The sequence below is a fragment of the Amycolatopsis sp. NPDC006125 genome (assembly GCF_040614195.1).
Taxonomy (GTDB): Bacteria; Actinomycetota; Actinomycetes; order Mycobacteriales; family Pseudonocardiaceae; genus Amycolatopsis_E; species Amycolatopsis_E tucumanensis.
In genome coordinates this window covers 1-1,238 of record NZ_JBEXTZ010000225.1, presented here as the reverse complement: position 1 = coordinate 1,238, position 1,238 = coordinate 1, and the positions used below count along the sequence as shown (strand labels likewise).

Annotated in this window: 1 protein-coding gene; it reads right to left on the bottom strand. The window is 75.8% G+C overall.

The annotated features are described in order from the left end of the window. A partial coding sequence (locus ABZ193_RS43595; protein ID WP_354714697.1) for a DUF87 domain-containing protein occupies positions 1-1,238 on the bottom strand: 1,238 nt, incomplete at both ends.

The window sequence follows — 1,238 nt, the reverse complement described above, 5'->3', positions numbered from 1 at the left end:
AGCTTGGGCAGGTCGGCCAGGGTGGGCACGCCGTCCTGGGCCCGCAGGGTGAGGCAGGCGGCGCGCATGAGGTCGTCGGTGCGTGGTCCCCAGAACGCCGAGTACACACGGCGGAAGACGGAGACGAGGTTGTCCACCTCCCGGTCGGTTTCCCCACCCTCCAAGGGGTTGAGCACGGGTGGGCGGTGGCGGGAGTCGGCGTCGAAGAGCACCACCCGCTCGGCCGCGGTGCGGGGCAGGCGGTTGAGGATGTCGGTGACGAGGTCGCCCTTGGGGTCGATTACCACGACACCGCGGTGGTTGGTGGCGTCGTCGAGGACCAGGGTGCCGAGCAGGGTTGATTTGCCGGAGCCGGTGGCGCCGAGGACGTGCAGGTGGTGGCGGGCGTCGGCGACCCGCAGCCCGACCGGGCGGGCGTGGCCGGTGTCGGCGCGGCCGAGTGGTTTGACCTGCGGACCGGGGGTGGCGATGCCGGGTGGTGGGGCGACGGCTTTCGCGCCGGCGCGTTCGACACCGGGGATCGCGGCGTCGGTGGGCAGGTGCGCGATCGCGGCCAGCTCGGGGACCGACAGCAGATCGCCGCGGTCGAGCCGCCGGGCGGCGAGCACACGGTGGGGGTGGCGCAGGCGGGCGCGGGTGTAGTGGTTGTGCTCGGTGTAGGCGGCGAACGCGGCGGCCAGCGCGTGGGCCCGCCCGCGAGCGGTGTCGCGGGCCTGCCGCACCAGCTCGTCCGGAGCGTCCGCGGGCACGTCGGTGGCGACGGCGTAGCGCACGAGGGTCTCGTACTCGGAGCCGCGCTGCTTGCCCACGATGGCCTTGTTCTGGGCGGAGTACTCCAGCGACACCTGCGGGTCCAGGCTGATCCGCCGCACATCCGCGGTGCGGCCGGGGCGGGCGGGGTTCGCGCCGGGGGTGAGGGCGTCGAGGATGCGGCCGCCGAGGTGGGCGGAGGAGCCGTGGTGGACCCGGCGGGCCGCGCGGCGGGCCTGGGCGACGCGGCGGCCGGTGACCGGGCGGGCAAGGATCTGGACGCAGGCGTGCTCGTCGCGGCCGAGCCCGACCGGCGCGCCGAGCAGGCCACGGATCGGGTCGGCGTCGAAGCTGGTGCGGATCGGCAGCGATTCCGGGCGGGCGAGGCGCAGCTGCCCGCCCACCACGACCCGCCGCCCGGTCGCCGGGATGGGGAAGGGGGAGGTTGCGGGGCTGGTCCGGGTGTGGGAGCCGGGCCAGGCGGCCTC